The sequence below is a fragment of the Bacillus arachidis genome, assembly GCF_030285945.1.
Taxonomy (GTDB): Bacteria; Bacillota; Bacilli; order Bacillales; family Bacillaceae_G; genus Bacillus_A; species Bacillus_A arachidis.
This window is the reverse complement of the sequence record NZ_CP127376.1, coordinates 3,319,761-3,334,515: the sequence shown is the minus strand read 5'-3', so window position 1 is coordinate 3,334,515 and position 14,755 is coordinate 3,319,761. Positions and strand designations below refer to the sequence as shown.

Genomic DNA, 14,755 nt, shown 5'->3' with positions numbered 1-14,755 from the left:
ATAAATAAAACACAGGGAGGATTAAAATCCCCCCTGTTGTAAAATCAGACTATCCTCTTAATACTCTAAATGCTGCTCTTATTTTTCTAGCAAACTCTAATGGTGGTTCAATAGATTCAAAGTGCATATACATTGCCCGTGGTTCGTCAAATAACCAGTGATTATGAATCGCTGTAACTATAATATCTCTTTTTCTAAGTTCAGTTAATAACGGGTTAATTTCTTCTTGTAAAAGCACAGTTTCTCCTAAATTTAACGCATTACCTCTACTATCCAGATCTTCAAATGAAAAAAATTGAGGGTTTACAAGTGGAGACCTTGTTCTACGTCCAAGAATCGTAAATCTAATATTACGAAACTTTTGTACCAAACATACTCCCTCCTGAGTGACTGATCCCTCTCCACCTAAGATTCTCGCAAATTCATTACATAATTGACTGCTAGATGAACATCTAGATTCGCATGAATGATAATCATCTGAATACATAAAATCCCTTCTTTCCATATATACGTAGTGTTAGGGACAAGCAATTCCCTATAATAAAATATTCATACTATACGGAAAAGGTTTGGACTATTTATTTACTACTAATGAGATTAAATACTATAATCCTTACATAATTATTTATTAATCCTTATATTTTTATATTCTAACTAAAGAAAATCCTTGTTTTTTTCCCTTTTTTTAGGTTCTGTCCTTCGCTTTTTATTTGAATATCTCTAATTGTTTTATTTATATTTAAATACTAAATAAGAACTGTCTGTGCAGTGAAGAAATTTATATTTAGCGATTATAATTAACACAGTACCCGAGAGGACTAAATCAGTCTAGTTATCAACCTTTTTGAAAATGAATGTTTAGCAACTGTACATACAGTTGCTTTTTATATTTATGTTCAGACATCTAATAGAGTTAGTATAGTCATATGAACACAACTTAGTTAAGGAAAATCGGTCCCAATTAAAGGACCGACCTTTTATAAATAGTTATAAGTCCATGTCTTTTAAACCTGGACTATGCTCATTTGGCATTTCGGGAAGTTCTGGAACCGGAAATTCTTTTTGTGGTTCCATCCCGCTTAAGGTTTCTTTGTTCCTACTTGGTGATTCATCTTGGGAAATCTCTCCGATTCTTGTTCCATCTAACCTAAAATTAAATGGAGCATTATGAAATCCAATTTTTACGTACTTTCTATACTCAGGATACTTAGTGATATCATAGTTTGGTACTGGGAAGAGCTTTCCCCGTTCAATTTCTAAATTTGGTCATATATACATTTTGAAATGTTAACATTTCATGTAACTCATTCACTTTATGAACAATTTTTGTATTAGATTCCATTTACTTGTTATTCCCATATAAATTCAAGCAAGAGAAAAGAAGATGAGAAGGAGGAATCACACAATCATTTCAAACAAACCTTTTGATCAAAAGATGTTAGAACAGTTCCTCTTCCTGTTTCTCTCACCCATATTTTAAGAAGAAAGGAAAAACTTATACTCAAATTCTAAAATAAAATAATACCATAAAAAGGAATTTATATTTTTCTATGATTCGTAGCATATTAAAAACATAGGAGGTGATACAATATGGCAAACAATAAGAGTGGAAATCGTAATGAATTATTAGTTCAGGCTGCTGAAAGTGCACTTGATCAAATGAAATATGAAATTGCGCAAGAGTTTGGTGTACAACTTGGTGCAGATACAACAGCTCGTGCAAACGGTTCTGTTGGTGGTGAAATTACTAAACGCTTAGTAGCACTGGCTGAACAACAACTTGGTGGTGGCGTTACTCGTTAACTTCACCCAAAAATAGAAAAGATTATGGCAATCGATATGGTTGATTATTGGAAACATAGCAGGTTACAGTAGTTATCATATCCAACTTTCCATATGGTCTGTATTTAATTTATAAAATAAACTCTCATAATGACTGCATTTGTACTCAAAGATTGTTGATAATTTTAAATAATAATCCTTGAGTATTTTATGTGAAAAATTCTTTTCTAGATTACAAACATATACTTTGTGGGGAAGGTGTTTCCCATGAATCATAAAAAATCCTTTTTAGGAACACATATACTTAAAAATTTATTTTCAATATTGAAAAGCATACTAACTATGATATTTACAAAAGGGAGGCATCTTAAAATGGGTGTATTAAGTGGAAATCCTCAAAATGAACCTTTACATTATGGAGAAGTATTTGATATTTGGAGTTATCTTCTTGCAGCACAAGGAGCTGTTGCTGGACATCAAGTATTTATAAATCATACGGGTGATGAAGATTTAAAAAAGTTCTTAGAAAACTTAATTGAGAATGATATGACTTCTGAAATAGAAGAACTAAAAGCTCTTTTAAAGGTAAATGGAGTGGCTTTACCACCAGCACCTCCAGAAAGACCGGTTGCATCTATTGAAGATATTCCTCCTGGGGCACGCATCAATGATGCTGAGATTGCAGCAGCAGTTTCTGGAGGTCTAGCGGCAGGATTAGTAATTTGTAGTCAAATAATGGGGAAATGTCTTCGAGAAGACGTAGGGATGCTTTTTGGACAATTCCATATGAAAAAAGCACAAGCTGGGGCAACTTTACTACGTCTAAGTAAGAAGAAAGGCTGGGTAGTTCCTCCGCCATTACATATAAAAAATACTGAACAAGCTTAATAAAAAAAGTGGCTAAAAGCCACTTTTTTACTTCATTTTCTTCTTTGTATCGTTTTCCTTTTGAATGGATCTTACTTTTTCTATTTCAGAACGGTTTAAATATTCATGTGAAATCTCCATAGCATATCTATCATGATGTATGTTAGTTGATTTTCGGGAATCATTGTCTTCATATAAAACCAACTTTTTCATATAAATGTGAAAAAATACTTCTATCACACCAATAAGAAACGCCGCCCAAAATGAAGATGCGACAATATTTCGAGCGAAATTGTTGTCTGTAAGAAGATAAGTTAATACCCAGATTCCTAAAAAACTTAACCCGAAATCTGCAATTGTAGCAACCATGTTCCCATACCTAGGTAGAACAAATAAATCTCCTGTTAAGTAGGCTGTCCCTGTAATTAGTAATGAAATCAGTAATATTCTAGGAATCGAAACGCCCTGGAATATGCCTAATATCATCAATAATACAGCACTAATAGCGGTATATTTAATTAATAATGCAACAATATGTTTCATAAATGGTTCTCCTATCTTTTAACTTTCATGTAGGAATAGTACTTTTCAATAAAAAACGGGTTGCACTTTCATAAAGCACAACCCGTTTCATCGTATTCAGGAGGTTCACTCATTACATGATACCCATATGGCAAGAAGATTTTCCGCGCTCCTACACAATACTATTTTGTGAAATATAAGTATGAATTATGTGTTAAAACAATAAAAATTAATACCAAAAAAAGGGCTATATATTTTCGAATGCTTTTTTACATATTAAAGAGTGAAGGAGGGGATATAACATGTCAAACAATAATAGTGGCAGCCGTAATCAATTATTAGTAAATGGGGCTGAACAAGCTCTTGATCAAATGAAATATGAAATCGCACAAGAATTCGGCGTACAACTTGGCGCAGACGCAACAGCTCGTTCAAATGGATCTGTTGGTGGTGAAATCACAAAACGTCTAGTAGCATTAGCTGAACAACAACTTGGCGGTGGAGTTACTCGCTAATTTGATATAGCAAATGGATTTTAGGGAGAGATAAATCATCTCTCCCTATTTGTATATGATATAGGATATACGAATAATGAAAAGGATTGAAACTATAATTTTTGTGCATTGTATATTTGTTTATATTGTAAAAATAAAGTAATTTTATTACCTTATCACATAATATCTAAAAGGGGCATATATGAAAATTTTCAGATACATATTATTGACAATTGGATGGGTTTCTCTGTTAGGGTTATGGTATGTCATCTTTTTTGAATAAAATTTTTTATGTGTAATTACTTCATATTGTAAAGGTATACCTTTATAAACAGTTATTCGATTTCCCTATTGTTGAAGGAAATATACCGGTTAATATTTTACTATGTATTGTTATGTAAAAGAAAATATAAAAGAGAATTTAGCTGATAAAGTGAAAGTCCCTCTCGAGTGAGAGGGATTTTTGTTTTTAGATTATGATTAGTTGTTAATCGAATATAATTCAATTCAATCCAATTTAATTTAATGCGACAAGTATTAACTTAATTTTGTATGATCTTTTTAATTCTTTTTATATTTTAGATATACCTTAGACGAATAATTAAAGACATAAAAGGCATCTTCTTTAGAATTACTTTTTCATATAATAAAGTTTTGTTCTTATTAATTATATGGTCATGTGATAGATTTAATAATGAAGCTAATGTATATGTGAAGTAATAAAAAAGTGCACCTCCAATTGTTAAGTGTGTCTAACAATTGGGTTGCACATCAATACGAGCCGGCGCTTTTTTATTTATAACTTCTATCTACAGCCTTAATTAGTTCCCAATCATTTCTTAATTCTTTTTTCTTTGTGTGTATTTCATCAATACTGTGGTTTAATTCTTTACGTAACGTTCCTAAATCTTCCGTCGCTTTTTTTCCCGCACCATTTTGTGACCAACCAGCTTGTACGAGGTTATAAATGTCATTGATACGCTCTTGATTTTCATTTATATATGTGATTAATTTGTTTAAGCTTTCAAAAGCGTCTTCTATATGTTCTTCGTTAAAGTACATTTGTCTCATTTTGTTAACCACCCAAATCCTTGGAAATTTTCGTCCGCATTTTTATATTCGTCCGCCTTTTTCTTAATAAACTCTGCAACTTCTTGAGACTTTAAAGCATATACTCGGCTAGTCTGATCTAAAAGGTGATAAAGTTCATTTATTCTATTTTCCATACGCTGACTCTTTGTTGATTTTAGAGACTGTTTTACTTCGTCAATTACCCGTGGGATATGGTTTCGGAAGGCTTCTGCGCTCTGTTTCATTTCGTTTGCTGACTTCTCTAGATATTCCATGATAACTTTTACCTCCCCGACACCATTAATAGAATATCTCGGAGATTGATAAATTTCTTTTCCTGTACTAGCATCTATCAATTTACCGTTATCTATATTTCCGAATTTATCGAAGTGATATTTACTTAATCCATGATAATCTTCTGCTCCTATTGAATCAAGAAATCTATCAATCATGTGTACACCATAATCATCTGTAGCCGTTTTAAAATCCGAATCAATCATATATGTATCGCCAATATGATCTTTATCTTCCCATAGAAAGCCACCAGAAATAGAATCCTTAGGGTTTATATAATTGATGATTTTTCCTTTATATTCTCCTGAGTCTACCTTTTCTTGAATTTCTTTTGGCAACATATCATAAACACCGGGAGCAGAATAGGTTACTGCAGGTACATCACACATCGCTGCAGCATATTGAGCATTTGCGCCACCTAAAGAATGACCTGTGACTGTTATCTCAGCTTTATCACCATATTTCTCTTTTACTATTTGTAAGAGAGACGTTGCTTGCGTAAATTGATTTGGTGCTATTACTTGAGTTTTATCGGAGGGATCTATTTTCTCTCCATCTTGTAGAGGTTTTTCTTCTTTAAGTATATGCCTGTAATCTGTCCAATAATCTGGCCCTGACCGGTCTATTGATTCCCCTCCTTCTGTACCTCTATAAGAGATTACAATTTCACCAGTTTTATCGTTTTGGTATACAGTTGCATCAAACCCAGTTACAGGATCATGTAATGTTGCTCCTTCAGGATAGATTGGTATCCACTTTGTCTTTTCTCCTCCATTATTAGTAACTACCGCTTCCTCTTTTTTATATGCTGAGTCAGACAAATGTTTATATGTTTCATCTGAGATTCCATTCCCCATAACATTCCCTCTTTTCTAAATAATGATAATATTATTAGTAATAGAGGTGATAATAAATGAAAAAAATACTATTAATTTCATTTTTGTTAATTTTAGGAATGGGCTCATGTACTATTTATGAATTTTATAAAGCTACTCATCCTTACACTGAAAAGGAAGAACAAGAGATGAAAGAAAAAGCTTCCAAAGTAGCTGTCGAGTATTTTAAAACAGAGAAAAAGTGGGATATTACAGTGACAAAAGTTGAATTTTCAACGGATATTACTAGAAATTCAATTTATGTTTATGGCTATGTAGCTGACGACAAAAAGAAAGAAGTATATGCAAGTATAGAATATAAAAATGATTATAAAGTTGCATACACGAGTGATTAATTATTCTAAATGAACAATACCTGTACCGCATTATGTTTAATTACAATTAAAAACACTGCTCTATGTATTAGCATAAAAATATCGAAACCCATAGGAAGATACAATTTGAAAGAATTGCCTATACAATTTATTTTTGATGAGATTATAAATATATCAGAGGCTTTAGAAAAAGTGGGATGTTTTAGACAAAACCTGAATGTAATGGTACAGGGGTGAAATACAATGAAAAAATCAACAAAAATTATAATCATATTAAGCATTATTCTTATCAGTGTTGCAGCCTGTACTGTTATTAAATTAAGACCGATTATAAGCCCTATAACATCTATGTCCCCTGAAGAAAGGCAAAAAATAAAAGACAAAGCTGAACATGCTACTATTGATTATTTTAAAAAAGAAAAAAATGTTGATGTTATTGTTACAGACATGGAATTTTCAGGAGAGTTAGGTGGAGGTACAATTTTTGTTAATGGACATTATTCTAATGATGAAACCAAAACATTTGCTGTTACTGTTTACTGGAAAGATGATTATAGAGTCCAAGAATAGTAATGCAGAAAAAAAGAGACCTAGATTAAGGATGGCACTGAAAAAGTGATTGCTTTGAAAAAATAATGAGCATTTTATCGATATGTTGAAAAAGAAAGGGGGTTGTCACCTGTATATAGTAGGTGATGGAGTCCTTTTTCAGAGACCTCAGATTAATAGGGCTCTTTTATATTTTCCTTCTTTATAATGGATTAAGGGTGATAAACGAATGAAAAAGGTAATAATCGTTATTGTTTTGGTAGTTTTTGGTATAGGGGCGTATCTTGCGGTTCAATATAACAAAGCGATATATCCTTACACCGTACAGGAAGAAAAGGAAATGAAAGAAAAATCTTCACAAGCTGCTGTTGATTATTTTAAAAAAGAAAAAAATTGGGATATTAAAGTTACTAAAGTTGAGTTTTCTGGGTCTTTGGGAGGTAGTTCTATTTTTGTATATGGATATGTTAAGGAAAATGGAGAAGAGGTATCTGCAACAGTAGATTATAATTATAATTACGAAGTATCTGGAGTGACTATAAGCAAAAAACTACATGAGATAGAAAGTGGAAAAGAGTGAGGAATTTATAGATTACATATAATTTGTGATTTTGCTTAGCTCTATAGTTGCGCTAGACAAATCTTTATAGGTTTTATCTGAGATTTCATTCCCTATAATGTCCCTTTATTTCTGAATATTTAATATTATAATAGTAATGGGGTAATAATAAATGAAAAAAATTCTATTCGTTATATTTTTGTTAATTTTAGGAATGGGTTCGTGTGCTATTTATGAATTTTATAAAGCTACGCACCCCTATAGTGAAAAAGAAGAGACAGAGATAAAAGAAAAAGCATCGAAAGCAGCTATTGAATACTTTAAGGTAAAGGAGAATTTGGATATCGTAGTGACCAAAGTGGAATTTTCTAACGATATCTCTGGAAGCTGGATTAATGTTGACGGTTATGTATCTGGAGATAAAAAGAAAGAGGTGTCTGCAAACGTAGACTATAAAAATGATTATAATGTTACAAGTTATAATTATTAAACGTTGTAACGTTGTACATATATAATAGAAGTAAATAAAAAATATTTCTTTTTTTGTCGTCATGTTGTTGGTGTAAACCTTATGCGTTTAATGGCGACAAAACATATTTATTTTGTGCCATTTGGGCAAGATGCACCAGAGAAAAAACCAAACTCAATGGTAGCCCGTATGGAACTTCTTGAAGATACAATTGTAGAAGCGATAGAAGGGAAGCAAATACAACCTGTTGTTGTAGAAAAATTCAGATATATGAATTAAAAAACGAAAAAAAACGGACAATTTTTTATGAAACCATCATTCTTATCGCAGAATATGATAAAATTAACGTTATTAAGATTAGAAGGGGTATTTTATACTCCTTCTAATTCTAAGTATAGAAGGATTGGTATCTAGAAAGGGGCATAGTGATGGAAAAGCAAAAAACTTTTCATGTCGCTGTAGTTGGAGCAACCGGCGCAGTTGGTGAACAAATGTTAAATACTTTAGAGAAACGAGAATTTCCAATTGGGAAATTAACGTTACTTTCATCTAAACGTTCTGCAGGCAAGAAGCTTGTATTTAAAGGAGAAGAATTCATAGTACAAGAAGCAACTCCTGAAAGCTTTGAAGGAGTCGATATTGCACTCTTTAGTGCAGGCGGATCTGTATCGAAACAATTAGCACCAGAAGCAGCAAAACGTGGTGCGATTGTTGTTGACAATACAAGTGCATTCCGTATGACAGAAAATGTACCACTTGTTGTACCAGAAGTGAATGAAAATGACTTAAAAGAACATAGTGGTATCATTGCAAATCCAAACTGTTCTACAATTCAAATGGTAGTTGCTCTTGAACCAATTCGTCAACAGTTTGGTTTAAAACGAGTAATTGTTTCCACATATCAAGCTGTGTCTGGTGCTGGAGCTGCTGCAATTGAGGAGCTTCATGAACAATCACAAGCAATCTTAAATGGGGAAGAAGTAAAGGCAAGTGTTTTACCTGTATCAGGTGATAAAAAACATTACCAAATTGCTTTTAATGCTATTCCACAAATTGATAAGTTTCAAGATAATGGATTTACATTTGAAGAGATGAAAATGATTAATGAAACGAAAAAAATTATGCATATGCCTGAGTTAGAAGTAGCAGCAACATGTGTACGTTTACCTGTTGTATCAGGTCATTCTGAGTCTGTTTACATTGAAGTAGAAAAAGAAGGTGTAACAGTAGAAGATATGAAAAACCTACTTGCAAATGCAGAAGGAGTAGTACTGCAAGATAATCCAGCAGAACAGTTCTACCCAATGCCATCTACTGCAGTAGGTAAAAACGAAGTGTTCGTTGGGCGTATTCGTAAAGATTTAAATAATGAAAAAGGATTCCATCTTTGGGTCGTATCTGATAACTTATTAAAAGGTGCTGCATGGAACTCTGTTCAAATTGCAGAACGATTAGTAAAATTACAATTAGTGTAAACGGCTAAGAGAAGGTGCAAAGAAAATGAAAATTATTGTTCAAAAATTTGGTGGTACATCTGTACGTGACGAAAATGGACGTAAGCATGCACTTCACCATGTTAAAAAATCATTAGATGCTGGTTATAAAGTAGTTACAGTTGTATCAGCTATGGGACGTAAAGGTGAACCATATGCAACGGATACATTATTAAGTCTTGTAAATCAAAATGAATTTAGTATTTCAAAACGTGAGCAGGATTTATTACTATCATGCGGAGAATTAATCTCGGCAATCGTTTTCTCAAATATGTTAAATGAAAACGGAATAAAAGCAGCAGCACTGAATGGTGCACAAGCTGGTTTTGTGACAAATGATGATTTTACGAACGCAAAGATTGTTGAAATGAATTGTGATCGTATACATGAAGAGTTACAAAACGTAGATGTTATTGTTGTTACTGGGTTTCAAGGCCAAACGAAAGATGGCGATATAACAACACTTGGACGCGGTGGTAGTGATACTTCAGCTTCGGCACTAGGTGTTGCGCTTCATGCTGAATATATCGATATTTTTACTGATGTAGAAGGTGTGATGACTGCTGATCCTCGTATAGTAAAGGACGCGCGTCATCTTCAAAACGTGACGTACAATGAAATTTGCAACATGGCTTATCAAGGTGCGAAGGTTGTTCATCCGCGTGCAGTTGAAATTGCAATGCATGCAAAGGTGCCACTTCGTGTACGCTCTACGTACTCTGATAGTGAAGGGACACTTATTGCTGCATATGCCGGTGCTACAAAAGGCCGTGATATAGAGGAACGTCCAGTTACAGGAATTGCCCATGTATCAAATGTGACGCAAATTAAAGTAGTTGCGAAAGACGGATCGTACGATTTGCAAAAGCATGTTTTTAAAGAAATGGCAAATGAAGGAATTAGTGTAGACCTAATTAACATTTCGCCTACAGGCGTGGCATACACAATAAGTGATAATGTATCTGGGCGTGCTGTTGAAGTTCTTCATAAGCTTGGATATGATCCAATCGTGACGGAGCACTGTGCAAAGGTATCTATTGTAGGAGCTGGAATGGCAGGTATTCCAGGGGTTACTGCTAAAATCGTTACAGCTTTAGCAGAAAAAGGTGTTCAAATTTTACAATCAGCTGATAGTCATACGACAATTTGGGTGCTTGTAAAAGAAGTAGATTTAGTGGAAGCTGTGAATGCATTGCATACTGCGTTTGAGCTTTCAAAAGAAAAGCAACTGGAACAGTAAGGAGTGAGACCATGATAGATTTTGGGACAATTGCAACAGCGATGGTAACACCGTTTGATAAAAATGGAAACGTCGATTTTGCGAAGACAACTAAATTGGTAAATTATTTAATTGATAACGGTACAACAGCAATTGTGGTAGGAGGAACGACTGGAGAGTCTCCTACATTGTCATCAGAAGAAAAAGTAGCGTTATATCGCCATGTCGTATCTGTTGTCGATAAAAGGGTGCCCGTAATCGCTGGAACAGGTAGCAATAATACGCATGCTTCTATCGAGTTAACGAAAAAAGCAACAGAAGTTGGTGTCGATGCAATTATGTTAGTGGCACCGTATTATAATAAGCCGAGTCAAGAAGGAATGTATCTGCATTTTAAAACAATTTCTGAAAGTACAGAACTTCCGGTTATGCTATATAATGTTCCAGGACGATCTATTGTACAAATCTCCGTTGATACAGTTGTTCGTTTATCAGAAATACCAAACATCGTTGCGATTAAAGATGCTGGTGGCGATGTGTTAACAATGACAGAAATTATTGAAAAAACAGCGGACGACTTTGCTGTATACAGCGGTGATGATGGTTTAACGTTACCAGCTATGGCGGTTGGGGCTAAAGGTATTGTTTCTGTTGCCTCTCATGTGATTGGAAATGAAATGCAAGAAATGATTGCGGCATTCCAAGTAGGAGATTTCAAAAAAGCACAGAAATTGCATCAATTGCTTGTTAAAGTAACGAATGCATTGTTTATGGCACCAAGCCCAACACCAGTAAAAACAGCGTTACAAATGGTTGGATTAGACGTAGGATCTGTGCGTTTACCACTTATTCCATTAACAGAAGAAGAACGACTAACATTACATGATGTAATGCAATCGATTCCTCGTTAATAAAAATGACCTAGTGTAAAAACTAGGTCATTTTTATTTTGGAAGAAATTTTTTACAGGTATTCTCCTTGAAATTTATATACTTCATCCTTCTTTCTCACGATTTAACTTGTGTTCTATTTCTTGTATCAGTTATAATATGGCTAAGTAGCTTAGTACGGGTATGCTTAGCAAAATTGGAAAAAATTATGGTTTAACGGAATTTTCATATCATATCGCATAAGATATTTGATTTATATAATGAAAGAGAGGTGAAACCTGGTTTAAAAAACGAACGAGAACATGATATCGCATAACGGTAAGGACATTCGTCTTGGACGGTGAATATATGGTGGTTGTAGAGTTTCCCTGGTGTCTCTACAATTTTAGTGAAATCAGTGTTTGTAAGATTTTTAAACCAGGCAACAACATGAAGAGAAAAGAGAATGATTCTGTAAAAGTATTTGCTCTCGGTGGAGTAGGTGAAATCGGGAAGAATATGTATTGTGTGGAAATTGATTCCGAAATTTTTATTGTAGACGCAGGATTGATGTTCCCGGGAGACGAGATGTTTGGAATTGATATTGTTATCCCTGACATTACATATTTAGTAGAAAATCAAGAACGAGTAAAAGGTTTATTTATTACACATGGTCATGAAGATCACATTGGTGGAATTGTTTATGTACTGCGTAAACTTTCAATCCCAGTATATGCAACTAAGTTAACAGTAGGTTTAATACAAGAAAAACTTGGTGAAGCAGGAATGCTTGGTCGTGTAGATTTAAAAACAATTGATTCTAATTCAGAAGTAGAATTCAATACGACAACGGTTTCATTCTTTGGTACAACACATAGTATTCCAGATTCCGTTGGTGTTTGTTTCCATACATCAAAAGGTGCGATCGTATATACAGGAGATTTTAAATTTGACCAAACACCAATTGGTAACAGTGGAGCAGACCTTGGAAAGATGGCTCAAATCGGAAATGAAGGTGTTCTTTGTCTGTTATCAGATAGTACAAATGCTGAGCGTCCTGGTTATACAGGTTCTGAAAAAGAAGTTGGAATAGAGATTTCAAAAGTATTTTATGGTGCAGAAGGCCGTATCATCGTTGCTTCTTTCGCCTCTAATGTACATCGTATTCAACAAGTATTTGATGCGGCTGCTGAAACAGGACGTAAAGTAGCTGTTGTAGGCCGTAGTATGGTGAAAGTGGTGGATATCGCAAGACGTCTTGGATATTTAGATGTTCCAGATGGCATGGTTATTTCACTGCAAGAAGTGGATAATTTCCCAGAGAAGAAGGTAGCAATTTTAACAACTGGTAGCCAAGGGGAACCAATGGCAGCTCTTTCAAGAATGGCAAAGCAAGCACATAAACAAATTTCAATTCGTAAAGGTGATACAGTTATCATTGCTGCTTCTCCGATTCCGGGAAATGAAATATCAGTATCTAAAATTATTGATTTACTATTTAGAGCTGGTGCAGAGGTTGTTTACTATGGAGAAAGAAAAGTTCACGTTTCCGGTCATGGTAGTCAAGAAGAATTGAAATTGATGCTAAATTTAATGAAACCGAAGTATTTTATACCCGTACATGGTGAATTTCGTATGCAAAAAGCACATGCGTATTTGGCGGAAGATGTTGGTGTCTTGAAAGAAAATATTTTCATCGTAGAAAAAGGCGATGTAATTGTTTTTGAAGGCGAAGAGGCAAAGCCAGCTGGTAAAGTACAAGCGGGCAATGTTCTTATTGATGGATTAGGTGTAGGTGATGTCGGAAATATTGTCTTGCGTGATCGTAAGATGTTATCACAAGACGGAATTTTAGTTGTTGTTGTAACACTTGGAAAAGATGAGAAGAAAATCATCTCTGGACCAGAAATTATTTCACGTGGTTTTGTGTATGTTCGTGAATCTGAAGCGTTAATTGAAAAATCTACAGATATTGTACGTACAATTGTTGAACAATCCATTAAAGAATATTCCATTGAATGGTCTATGTTAAAGCAAAATATTCGCGAATTATTAGGACAGTTCCTATACGAGGAAACGAAGAGAAAACCGATGATTTTACCAATTATCATGGAAGTGTAAGAAAACCACCTTTAACGGTGGTTTTTTCTTTTTATCCCTATCGCATGAAATTTACAACTTAAGAAATAATAGTGGTATAAGAGTGAAAGGGGATGCGATATGACAGAACGTGATGGTTTAACAAATGAGGAAAAAGAAGCAGAGCCGAAAGATGATTCAAAAGAGGCATCAGTAATAGAGAAAATCCAACAACTCGGTCAAACGAACGTTCCGCAAATGAATGAATCACGTATTCACTGCTTAACAATTGTTGGACAAGTAGAAGGCCATATGCAGCTTCCGCCACAAAATAAAACGACGAAATATGAACATGTGATTCCACAAATTGTGGCAATTGAGCAGAATCCGAAAATTGAGGGATTACTTTTATTGCTAAATACTGTGGGCGGGGATGTTGAGGCTGGATTGGCAATCTCAGAAATGGTAGCTTCATTATCGAAGCCAACTGTATCTTTGGTTTTAGGTGGAGGGCACTCGATAGGTGTGCCAATTGCAGTCTCAACAGATTATTCATTTATTGCTGAGACTGCAACGATGACAATTCACCCAGTTCGTCTGACTGGTCTTGTTATTGGTGTGCCGCAAACATTTGAGTACTTGGATAAAATGCAAGAACGTGTGGTAAGATTTGTAACAAAACACTCAAAAGTAACGGAAGATCGTTTTAAAGAGCTTATGTTTGCTAAGGGAAATTTAACGCGCGATATTGGAACAAATGTAATCGGAATAGATGCAGTGAAGTATGGTCTTATAGATGATGTTGGTGGTATTGGAGATGCAATTCGAAAGTTGAATGAATTAATAGATATGCAAACAGGTGGAAATCAAGATGGGAAGTTGCTACAATGATTTTATATACAATTATGCCCGAGCAACTTATTTATGAGGCGGACTATTCGCAGTACGAACGACAAAAAATAGTGAATGTAAATGGAGTAGAGATGGTTGTATCGGAAGAGAATAATCAATATTATTCCGTTGTTCGTGTGTTAAGTACAAATCCATTCCACTACTTACAGTATGAACCAGGCCAGAAAATAACCTTTTAGCAAAAAGCAGGATTTTGTTAAGAAGCTATGGTATAATATAAAAAACAAGACGGTTGAGCAGCCATGATTAGGCTGCTTTCTTCTGTTTACGCGGCATTTTACACATCTTGTAAAATGCCGCGTAAACAAATTTAAAAAATGTGATGAATGACATGAAAAATACTTTCAATGAATGAAAGTTTCACTT

At 34.3% G+C, this 14,755-nt stretch carries 17 protein-coding genes and 3 pseudogenes; 15 read left to right on the top strand and 5 right to left on the bottom strand.

Annotation, left to right across the window (positions count from 1 at the left end):
* Positions 1-49: 49 nt before the first annotated feature.
* Positions 50-487: a DUF1259 domain-containing protein gene (locus tag QRY57_RS18725; RefSeq protein ID WP_286015850.1), complete on the bottom strand. Its 438-nt coding sequence runs from the start codon at positions 485-487 to the stop codon at positions 50-52.
* Positions 488-987: 500 nt separating this feature from the next.
* Positions 988-1,260, bottom strand: a pseudogene (locus QRY57_RS18720) (manganese catalase family protein); the annotation flags it as partial.
* A 330-nt stretch (positions 1,261-1,590) separates the two neighbouring features.
* Here QRY57_RS18720 and QRY57_RS18715 point away from each other — a divergent pair.
* Positions 1,591-1,803 (top strand): alpha/beta-type small acid-soluble spore protein, encoded by a 213-nt coding sequence (locus QRY57_RS18715; RefSeq protein WP_286015849.1) that lies wholly within the window; start codon positions 1,591-1,593, stop codon positions 1,801-1,803.
* Positions 1,804-2,154: 351 nt separating this feature from the next.
* Positions 2,155-2,670 carry a DUF3231 family protein gene (locus QRY57_RS18710; protein ID WP_208017129.1) on the top strand — a complete coding sequence of 172 codons (516 nt, stop codon included), beginning with the start codon at positions 2,155-2,157 and terminating at the stop codon, positions 2,668-2,670.
* Between the two features lie 27 nt (positions 2,671-2,697).
* On the opposite strand, the gene QRY57_RS18705 is transcribed toward QRY57_RS18710, so the two are convergent.
* On the bottom strand, positions 2,698-3,192 hold the full coding sequence (locus QRY57_RS18705) for a YndM family protein (protein ID WP_208017130.1): 495 nt from the start codon (positions 3,190-3,192) through the stop codon (positions 2,698-2,700).
* A 281-nt stretch (positions 3,193-3,473) separates the two neighbouring features.
* Here QRY57_RS18705 and QRY57_RS18700 point away from each other — a divergent pair, with 281 nt between their 5' ends.
* Positions 3,474-3,686 carry an alpha/beta-type small acid-soluble spore protein gene (locus QRY57_RS18700; protein ID WP_026591502.1) on the top strand — a complete coding sequence of 71 codons (213 nt, stop codon included), beginning with the start codon at positions 3,474-3,476 and terminating at the stop codon, positions 3,684-3,686.
* A gap of 771 nt (positions 3,687-4,457) precedes the next feature.
* On the opposite strand, the gene QRY57_RS18695 is transcribed toward QRY57_RS18700, so the two are convergent.
* Together QRY57_RS18695 and QRY57_RS18690 are read right to left on the bottom strand one after the other, a co-directional pair.
* A complete protein-coding gene (locus QRY57_RS18695) occupies positions 4,458-4,736 on the bottom strand; it encodes a hypothetical protein (protein ID WP_208017131.1) in 279 nt (92 codons plus the stop codon).
* Positions 4,733-5,887, bottom strand: coding sequence for a Tle-like phospholipase domain-containing protein (locus QRY57_RS18690; protein ID WP_286015848.1), 1,155 nt, complete (start codon positions 5,885-5,887; stop codon positions 4,733-4,735). The genes QRY57_RS18695 and QRY57_RS18690 overlap by 4 nt, the downstream gene beginning before the upstream one ends.
* A 56-nt stretch (positions 5,888-5,943) precedes the next feature.
* Between QRY57_RS18690 and QRY57_RS18685 the strand changes: the two genes are divergently transcribed.
* From QRY57_RS18685 to QRY57_RS18630, 12 genes and pseudogenes are all read left to right on the top strand, one after another.
* Positions 5,944-6,261, top strand: a complete 318-nt coding sequence (locus QRY57_RS18685; RefSeq protein WP_286015847.1) for a hypothetical protein — start codon at positions 5,944-5,946, stop codon at positions 6,259-6,261.
* 90 nt (positions 6,262-6,351) lie between these two features.
* Positions 6,352-6,471 (top strand): annotated as a pseudogene (locus tag QRY57_RS18680) (DNA-binding protein); the annotation flags it as partial.
* Positions 6,472-6,483: 12 nt separating this feature from the next.
* Positions 6,484-6,810 carry a hypothetical protein gene (locus QRY57_RS18675; protein WP_286015846.1) on the top strand — a complete coding sequence of 109 codons (327 nt, stop codon included), beginning with the start codon at positions 6,484-6,486 and terminating at the stop codon, positions 6,808-6,810.
* A 208-nt stretch (positions 6,811-7,018) separates the two neighbouring features.
* Positions 7,019-7,369, top strand: a complete 351-nt coding sequence (locus QRY57_RS18670; RefSeq protein ID WP_286015845.1) for a hypothetical protein — start codon at positions 7,019-7,021, stop codon at positions 7,367-7,369.
* A gap of 151 nt (positions 7,370-7,520) precedes the next feature.
* Positions 7,521-7,838, top strand: coding sequence for a hypothetical protein (locus QRY57_RS18665; RefSeq protein WP_286015844.1), 318 nt, complete (start codon positions 7,521-7,523; stop codon positions 7,836-7,838).
* Between the two features lie 69 nt (positions 7,839-7,907).
* Positions 7,908-8,096 (top strand): annotated as a pseudogene (gene spoVFB, locus QRY57_RS18660) (dipicolinate synthase subunit B); the annotation flags it as partial.
* A 149-nt stretch (positions 8,097-8,245) separates the two neighbouring features.
* Positions 8,246-9,292, top strand: a complete 1,047-nt coding sequence (gene asd, locus QRY57_RS18655; protein ID WP_090687070.1) for an aspartate-semialdehyde dehydrogenase — start codon at positions 8,246-8,248, stop codon at positions 9,290-9,292.
* Positions 9,293-9,317: 25 nt separating this feature from the next.
* Positions 9,318-10,550 carry an aspartate kinase gene (gene dapG / locus QRY57_RS18650; protein ID WP_026590368.1) on the top strand — a complete coding sequence of 411 codons (1,233 nt, stop codon included), beginning with the start codon at positions 9,318-9,320 and terminating at the stop codon, positions 10,548-10,550.
* Between the two features lie 11 nt (positions 10,551-10,561).
* A complete protein-coding gene (dapA, locus tag QRY57_RS18645) occupies positions 10,562-11,440 on the top strand; it encodes a 4-hydroxy-tetrahydrodipicolinate synthase (protein WP_286015843.1) in 879 nt (292 codons plus the stop codon).
* 408 nt (positions 11,441-11,848) lie between these two features.
* Complete coding sequence (locus tag QRY57_RS18640) at positions 11,849-13,519, top strand: ribonuclease J (RefSeq protein WP_026590370.1); 1,671 nt, start codon at positions 11,849-11,851, stop codon at positions 13,517-13,519.
* A 99-nt stretch (positions 13,520-13,618) separates the two neighbouring features.
* Positions 13,619-14,368, top strand: a complete 750-nt coding sequence (locus tag QRY57_RS18635; RefSeq protein ID WP_286015842.1) for a ClpP family protease — start codon at positions 13,619-13,621, stop codon at positions 14,366-14,368.
* Complete coding sequence (locus tag QRY57_RS18630) at positions 14,365-14,568, top strand: YlzJ-like family protein (protein ID WP_090687066.1); 204 nt, start codon at positions 14,365-14,367, stop codon at positions 14,566-14,568. Before QRY57_RS18635 ends, QRY57_RS18630 begins: the two co-directional genes overlap by 4 nt.
* The last annotated feature ends 187 nt before the right edge of the window (positions 14,569-14,755 follow it).

Excerpts from the sequence above, each read along its gene's own strand:
- QRY57_RS18685 (WP_286015847.1), top strand. The coding sequence starts at position 5,944 with ATGAAAAAAATACTATTAATTTCATTTTTGTTAATTTTAGGAATGGGC.
- QRY57_RS18725 (WP_286015850.1), bottom strand. The coding sequence starts at position 487 with ATGTATTCAGATGATTATCATTCATGCGAATCTAGATGTTCATCTAGC.
- QRY57_RS18640 (WP_026590370.1), top strand. The coding sequence starts at position 11,849 with ATGAAGAGAAAAGAGAATGATTCTGTAAAAGTATTTGCTCTCGGTGGA.
- QRY57_RS18715 (WP_286015849.1), top strand. The coding sequence starts at position 1,591 with ATGGCAAACAATAAGAGTGGAAATCGTAATGAATTATTAGTTCAGGCT.
- QRY57_RS18665 (WP_286015844.1), top strand. The coding sequence starts at position 7,521 with ATGAAAAAAATTCTATTCGTTATATTTTTGTTAATTTTAGGAATGGGT.
- QRY57_RS18635 (WP_286015842.1), top strand. The coding sequence starts at position 13,619 with ATGACAGAACGTGATGGTTTAACAAATGAGGAAAAAGAAGCAGAGCCG.
- QRY57_RS18670 (WP_286015845.1), top strand. The coding sequence starts at position 7,019 with ATGAAAAAGGTAATAATCGTTATTGTTTTGGTAGTTTTTGGTATAGGG.
- QRY57_RS18700 (WP_026591502.1), top strand. The coding sequence starts at position 3,474 with ATGTCAAACAATAATAGTGGCAGCCGTAATCAATTATTAGTAAATGGG.
- dapG (WP_026590368.1), top strand. The coding sequence starts at position 9,318 with ATGAAAATTATTGTTCAAAAATTTGGTGGTACATCTGTACGTGACGAA.
- QRY57_RS18695 (WP_208017131.1), bottom strand. The coding sequence starts at position 4,736 with ATGAGACAAATGTACTTTAACGAAGAACATATAGAAGACGCTTTTGAA.
- dapA (WP_286015843.1), top strand. The coding sequence starts at position 10,562 with ATGATAGATTTTGGGACAATTGCAACAGCGATGGTAACACCGTTTGAT.
- QRY57_RS18675 (WP_286015846.1), top strand. The coding sequence starts at position 6,484 with ATGAAAAAATCAACAAAAATTATAATCATATTAAGCATTATTCTTATC.
- QRY57_RS18710 (WP_208017129.1), top strand. The coding sequence starts at position 2,155 with ATGGGTGTATTAAGTGGAAATCCTCAAAATGAACCTTTACATTATGGA.
- QRY57_RS18705 (WP_208017130.1), bottom strand. The coding sequence starts at position 3,192 with ATGAAACATATTGTTGCATTATTAATTAAATATACCGCTATTAGTGCT.
- asd (WP_090687070.1), top strand. The coding sequence starts at position 8,246 with ATGGAAAAGCAAAAAACTTTTCATGTCGCTGTAGTTGGAGCAACCGGC.
- QRY57_RS18630 (WP_090687066.1), top strand. The coding sequence starts at position 14,365 with ATGATTTTATATACAATTATGCCCGAGCAACTTATTTATGAGGCGGAC.
- QRY57_RS18690 (WP_286015848.1), bottom strand. The coding sequence starts at position 5,887 with ATGGGGAATGGAATCTCAGATGAAACATATAAACATTTGTCTGACTCA.